Consider the following 6,634-nt stretch of genomic DNA (forward strand, 5'->3'; position numbering starts at 1 on the left):
CCAACTTCTTCCAAACCTACTAATTGGGGGGTCTGTTGTTTTTTTTTTTTTACTACCCTCCGGGGGTCTGGCGGGGGGGTTGGGCGGCGTATCCCCGCCACCACCGCCCTGGTTCGTTCACTCACACCCGGGCAGCGCCCGGACGCGTACTGGTGCAGAGCACATGTTCCTGGGGTGCGCTATTCCTCGCCGGCCGGTGCAGGGTCGCCGAACGCCCGCAACCCCAAGTCGGATGCCGTCTCGGCGAGCAGGACAACCCGACGGTCGCCGGCTGCCAGGGCGTTCCTTGCCGTCTCGCACCAGTCCTCCCGGTCGAGGAGTGCCAGGTAGCCGTCCCGATGGGTCTGCCAACGACGGACGGGTCCGATCGAACCCTCGTCACCCTGCTCGCCGAGGTTCCTCGCGAGGAGTGCGGCGATGCAGTACCGGCCGGGGGAAGGCCCCAGCCGCTTCAGGTGACGCAGGTGTGCGGCCAGCACTTCCTCGGCGTGCGGATAGTGTGCGAGGGTCATGCCCATGCCCTGGCAGGAGGTGAGGACATCGAGGAGCCTGCCTGTGTGGTCCACGAGATCGGCATCCGCGGCCGATCCGGACAGGGCCTGATGAAGGCCCGCGGCCCGGGCGGCCTCGCCGGCGAAGTATCCGTTGAGGACGTCCCCGTCCACGGCTCTCCGAAGCAGCCAATGCTGGACGTCCGCATGACCGTCGACCAGCCGGCAGAGCGCCTGGACCACGTAGACCCGCCCCCAGCCGGTCACTCGATCCGCCAGCCAGAGGAGTGGCCCCGCGCCGTCCGGCAGCCGCTCCAGTGCATGCGCCGCCAGTGGGCCGAAGGTACAGGAGAGGAGCCCGATGGTCTGGATGTACGGAACATCGTCGGCAGTACCCACCGCGGCCAGCAAGGCCAGACCTACGACGACGTCATCGGTTTCGGTTCCATGCCTGATGAGCCGGCGTCCGGCCGTCCTGGCCCGCGTTCCTGCCCGCAGGGCGGCCTCGGTGATGCGTGTGTGGGGATGAATGGGCACGTGGACGGCGTGGAAGCGGCCGACCAGTTGACCGGGCACGGACCGCGGGTCGCTGAAATGCTCGTCAAGGACGGCCGCGACCTCGGCCCCGACCTGGTCATAATCACGTGGACGGTCCGGTCCCGGCCTGCCTTGGTAACGCCCCTCGTCGGGGTACGGCTCGCCGTCACGTGGCAGTGGGGTGTCGGGGGTCAGCTCATGCAGCCGGAGGGCGTGCTCGAACAGTGTGGTCCTGGATCCGGGAAGCTCGGTCCCGGGCGCCTCGCTCACCGGCGGACTGAGGACTCGATTCTCTTGATCATGCCCCGATTCTGCCGGCACAGCACCTGCGGCGACAAGCGCGATGCACGACGAAGGGGACCGGCCGTCGGCCGGTCCCCTTCTTGAGCCACTTGTCAGTTATGTGTGCGGGCTACGCGGGACGGTGCGTCCGGCGCGCTGCCGCCCGGCTTCAGCTGCAGCCGCTCGTCGAGCCACAGCCCTCGCAGATGTAGCAGGATCCGGCGCGCTGCATCTTCGTACCGCAGGAGAAGCAGAGCGGGGCGTCGGCCTGGATGCCCAGCTGCATCTCGACCAGCTCGGCGCTGGTGTGGGCCTGCTTCGGGGCCGGCTCGGCCGCCTCGACCTCGGCCTTCGGCGTGGACACCGCCTTCAGCTCCTGGGCCCGCGGCGCCGACTGGGCCAGGCCCTCGACGTCGACCTCGTCGTCGGACGGCTCGTACGAACCGGTCTCCAGGTGACGCTGACGCTCCTCGGCGGAGTGGATGCCGAGCGCGGAGCGCGTCTCGAAGGGCAGGAAGTCCAGCGCCAGACGGCGGAAGATGTAGTCGACGATCGACTGCGCCATCCGCACGTCCGGGTCGTCCGTCATACCGGCCGGCTCGAAGCGCATGTTGGTGAACTTCGAGACGTACGTCTCCAGCGGCACGCCGTACTGGAGGCCCACCGAGACGGCGATGGAGAAGGCGTCCATCATGCCCGCGAGCGTCGAACCCTGCTTCGACATCTTCAGGAAGACCTCGCCGAGACCGTCGTCCGGGTAGGAGTTGGCGGTCATGTAGCCCTCGGCGCCGCCGACCGTGAAGGAGGTGGTGATGCCGGGACGGCCCTTCGGGAGGCGCTTGCGGACCGGGCGGTACTCGACCACCTTCTCGACCGCGGCCCGGATCGTCTCCTCGGCCTTCTCGGTGACCTCGGCCTTCTCCTTCTCCTTGGTCTTCGCGGAGAGCGGCTGGCCGACCTTGCAGTTGTCGCGGTAGATGGCGAGCGCCTTGACGCCGAGTTTCCAGGCCTCGAAGTAGATCTCCTCGACCTCCTCGACGGTCGCCGTCTCCGGCATGTTGACCGTCTTGGAGATGGCGCCGGAGATCCAGGGCTGGATCGCGGCCATCATGCGGACGTGGCCCATCGGGGAGATGGCGCGCTCGCCCATCGCGCAGTCGAAGACCTCGTAGTGCTCCTGCTTGAGACCGGGGGCGTCGATCACATTGCCGTTCTCGGCGATGTGGGCGACGATCGCCTCGATCTGCTCCTCCTGGTAGCCCAGGCGGCGCAGGGCCTGCGGGACGGTGCCGTTGACGATCTGCATCGAACCGCCGCCGACCAGCTTCTTGAACTTCACCAGCGCCAGGTCGGGCTCGACACCGGTGGTGTCGCAGGACATCGCCAGACCGATGGTGCCGGTCGGGGCGAGCACGGATGCCTGGGCGTTGCGGAAGCCGTTCTTCTCGCCGAGGCGGACCACGTCCTGCCAGGCCTCGGTGGCGGCGGCCCACACCGGGCTGTCCAGGTCGTCCATGCGCACGGCCGTGCCGTTGGCGTCGGCGTGCTGCTTCATGACGCGCTTGTGGGCGTCCGCGTTGCGGGCGTAGCCGTCGTACGGGCCGACGATCGCGGCGAGTTCGGCGGAGCGCCGGTACGCCGTGCCCGTCATCAGGGAGGTGATGGCACCGGCGAGGGCGCGGCCGCCGTCGGAGTCGTAGGCGTGGCCGGTCGCCATCAGCAGGGCGCCGAGGTTGGCGTAGCCGATGCCGAGCTGGCGGAAGGCGCGGGTGTTCTCGCCGATCTTCTGGGTCGGGAAGTCCGCGAAGCAGATCGAGATGTCCATCGCGGTGATGACCAGCTCGACGACCTTCTGGAAGCGGTCGGCCTCGAACGACTGGTTGCCCTGGCTGTCGTCCTTGAGGAACTTCATCAGGTTCAGCGAGGCCAGGTTGCAGGACGTGTTGTCCAGGTGCATGTACTCGCTGCACGGGTTCGACGCGGTGATCCGGCCGGACTCGGGGCAGGTGTGCCAGTTGTTGATGACACCGTCGTACTGGATGCCCGGGTCGGCGCAGGCCCACGCGGCCTCGGCGAGCTTGCGGAAGAGTGCCTTGGCGTCGACCTCCTCGATGACCTCGCCGGTCATCCGGGCGCGCAGGCCGAACTTGCCGCCCTGCTCGACCGCCTGCATGAACTCGTCGTTGACGCGGACCGAGTTGTTGGCGTTCTGGTACTGGACGGACGCGATGTCGTCGCCGCCCAGGTCCATGTCGAAGCCCGCGTCGCGCAGGACGCGGATCTTCTCCTCTTCCTTGACCTTGGTCTCGATGAAGTCCTCGATGTCCGGGTGGTCCACGTCGAGGACGACCATCTTGGCGGCGCGGCGGGTGGCGCCACCGGACTTGATCGTTCCGGCGGAGGCGTCGGCTCCGCGCATGAAGGAGACCGGGCCGGAGGCGTTGCCGCCGGAGGACAGCAGCTCCTTGGAGGAGCGGATCCGGGAGAGGTTCAGGCCGGCGCCGGAGCCGCCCTTGAAGATCATGCCCTCTTCCTTGTACCAGTCGAGGATCGACTCCATGGAGTCGTCGACGGACAGGATGAAGCAGGCGGAGACCTGCTGCGGCTGGGGCGTGCCCACGTTGAACCACACGGGGCTGTTGAAGCTGAAGATCTGGTGCAGGAGGGCGTAGGCCAGCTCGTGCTCGAAGATCTCGGCGTCGGCGGGCGAGGCGAAGTAGCTGTGGTCCTCACCGGCCTTCCGGTACGTCTTCACGATGCGGTCGATCAGCTGCCTGAGGCCGGTCTCGCGCTGCGGGGTGCCCACGGCGCCCCGGAAGTACTTGCTGGTGACGATGTTGACCGCGTTCACCGACCAGAAGTCGGGGAACTCGACGCCGCGCTGCTCGAAGTTGACCGAGCCGTCGCGCCAGTTGGTCATGACGACGTCACGGCGTTCCCAGGCCACCTCGTCGTATGGGTGGACTCCGGGAGTGGTGTGGATGCGCTCGACACGCAGTCCCTTGCCGGCCTTGTTGCTCTTGGCCCGGGGACTCCGTGCCGGACCGCTCGCCGTCTCTGTCATGCCGCCTCCCTGTACGGGCAAAACGCCCTGAAGTGCCCCGATTGTTCCCGTGGCACGGTGTTCTGTCTGATGCTGCGGGCGCCCACTCGTCTGCCCGCAACAGGTCTTCTCATCGCCGCAGCCCGGCCGGTCCCCGCGTCTGGCGCGCCGGGCCGGCCCGCCGGTCAGCCGGCGGCGGGAGCGGGTTCGGGGGCCTGTGCGGTCCCGCCGGACCCGCTGTCGTCTTCCTGGCCCCCCGGGCCGGCTCCCTCGCCGTCCCCGTCGCACCCGTCGCCCCCGGCGGGCCGCTCCGCCCGCCTGAGTTCCGTGATCGCGGCCTCGAAGTCCTCCAGCGAGTCGAACGCCCGGTAGACGGACGCGAACCGCAGGTAGGCGACGAGGTCGAGTTCCTGCAACGGACCGAGGATGGCCAGCCCCACGTCGTGGGTGGTCAGCTCGGCGCTTCCGGTGGCCCGCACCGCCTCCTCGACACGCTGCCCGAGCTGGGCGAGGGCGTCCTCGGTGACGGGCCGCCCCTGACACGCCTTGCGCACACCGTTGATGACCTTGGTGCGGCTGAAGGGCTCGGTGACTCCGGACCGCTTGACCACCATGAGCGAACACGTCTCCACGGTCGTGAAACGACGGGAGCAGTCCGGACACTGGCGGCGTCTGCGGATCGACGTGCCGTCGTCGGTCGTACGGCTGTCGACGACACGGCTGTCGGGGTGCCTGCAGAAGGGGCAGTGCATGAACTCCCAACCCTCCTCACAGCAGACTCAATGGCCTCGCGAGGTTTCTCGGGCCTCACGAAGCAGCACCAGCATAGGCGATCTCGGAGGGCCCGAAGACCCGGGGGACCACAACTTCTGGGCTGCTGCCGCAATCCAACCACTAGATGTGGGGATTGGCTCATACATCCATGCCTGCACGCGTGTCGTGCACGCCAGGGCGGGCAGGACACGCCGGACGCCGCGCGACGGAGGGATGCCGTGCCGGAGACGGGGAGAGGGTGTGCGACTCCCGAAGGGAGCGGGGACCGCTTCACGCGTCACGGGACACCCGATGGCAGACTGAGACCCGCAACCGCGAGGTCATCGCCTCAGCGGTGAAGAGTACAACAATGGGCCCGTTTGTCCGGCGGGGAGCGTGGCGACCAATACACCTCAGCGAGAGGTTGCGCACGACGATTCGCGATTTTTCACTCGAACGTGTGTTTGGCGCAACCTTTCGAAAGCAACTACCGTTGTGCTGCAGGGAGACCATCGAGAGGGGCCGACGTGACCACCACCGCAGACAGTGCCGCCATCACTGCCCAGGACCGCCCCCAGGGCCGGATCGAGCCGGTGCATGCGATGAACGAAGCCACGAATCCCGAGGGGCACAAGCGCTCCCTGCCGGGCCGACCTCCCGGCATCCGGGCGGACAGCTCCGGACTCACCGACCGTCAGCGCCGGGTGATCGAGGTCATCAGGGACTCGGTGCAGCGTCGCGGCTACCCGCCGTCGATGCGCGAGATCGGCCAGGCGGTCGGTCTCTCCAGCACGTCCTCCGTGGCCCACCAGCTGATGGCCCTGGAGCGCAAGGGCTTCCTGCGCCGCGATCCGCACCGCCCGCGCGCCTACGAGGTGCGCGGCTCCGACCAGGCCGCCTCCGTGCAGCCCACGGACACCGCCGGCAAGCCTGCCGCGTCCTACGTGCCGCTGGTCGGCCGTATCGCCGCCGGTGGCCCGATCCTCGCCGAGGAGTCCGTCGAGGACGTCTTCCCCCTGCCCCGGCAGCTCGTCGGTGACGGTGAGCTGTTCGTGCTGAAGGTCGTGGGCGACTCCATGATCGAGGCCGCGATCTGTGACGGCGACTGGGTCACGGTCCGCCGCCAGCCGGTCGCCGAGAACGGTGACATCGTGGCGGCGATGCTCGACGGCGAGGCGACCGTCAAGCGCTTCAAGCGGGAGGACGGCCATGTCTGGCTGCTCCCGCACAACGCGGCCTACGAGCCGATCCCGGGCGACGACGCGACCATTCTGGGCAAAGTGGTGGCCGTTCTACGGCGCGTCTGAGCACGGCGCGGGCCGGCCCGGACGCCGCCCCGCCCCTGACCGGGCCCCGGGACCCCTGCGCCGGTTCCGGGGTCCCGTGCTGTCCGGACGGACCGACCGCAGTCGCTGCTTCCGGTGAGGTGGGGGGGCCCGGCCCCCCCCCCCACACACAGCGCCCGCGGGCCCGCCCCCCCCCCGGGGGCCCCCCCCGCGCTAGCGGCCCCCGCCATACAGGGCGGGGT

Annotated in this window: 4 protein-coding genes; 1 reads left to right on the forward strand and 3 read right to left on the reverse strand. The window is 68.9% G+C overall.

Annotated elements, in window-relative coordinates:
- Positions 1 to 179 precede the first annotated feature (179 nt).
- The 3 genes from ACFXAE_RS23755 to nrdR all read right to left on the reverse strand — a co-directional run bounded on the left by ACFXAE_RS23755 (position 180) and on the right by nrdR (position 5,105).
- A complete protein-coding gene (locus ACFXAE_RS23755) occupies positions 180 to 1,298 on the reverse strand; it encodes a hypothetical protein (protein WP_384718183.1) in 1,119 nt (372 codons plus the stop codon).
- Between the two features lie 181 nt (positions 1,299 to 1,479).
- Positions 1,480 to 4,374, reverse strand: a complete 2,895-nt coding sequence (locus ACFXAE_RS23760; RefSeq protein WP_384718185.1) for a vitamin B12-dependent ribonucleotide reductase — start codon at positions 4,372 to 4,374, stop codon at positions 1,480 to 1,482.
- 164 nt (positions 4,375 to 4,538) lie between these two features.
- Positions 4,539 to 5,105: a transcriptional regulator NrdR gene (gene nrdR, locus ACFXAE_RS23765; protein WP_384718187.1), complete on the reverse strand. Its 567-nt coding sequence runs from the start codon at positions 5,103 to 5,105 to the stop codon at positions 4,539 to 4,541.
- Positions 5,106 to 5,633: 528 nt separating this feature from the next.
- Between nrdR and lexA the strand changes: the two genes are divergently transcribed.
- Positions 5,634 to 6,413, forward strand: a complete 780-nt coding sequence (lexA, locus tag ACFXAE_RS23770; RefSeq protein WP_030227721.1) for a transcriptional repressor LexA — start codon at positions 5,634 to 5,636, stop codon at positions 6,411 to 6,413.
- Positions 6,414 to 6,634: the final 221 nt, after the last annotated feature.

This window comes from Streptomyces sp. NPDC059454 (assembly GCF_042749965.1).
Classification (GTDB): domain Bacteria; phylum Actinomycetota; class Actinomycetes; order Streptomycetales; family Streptomycetaceae; genus Streptomyces.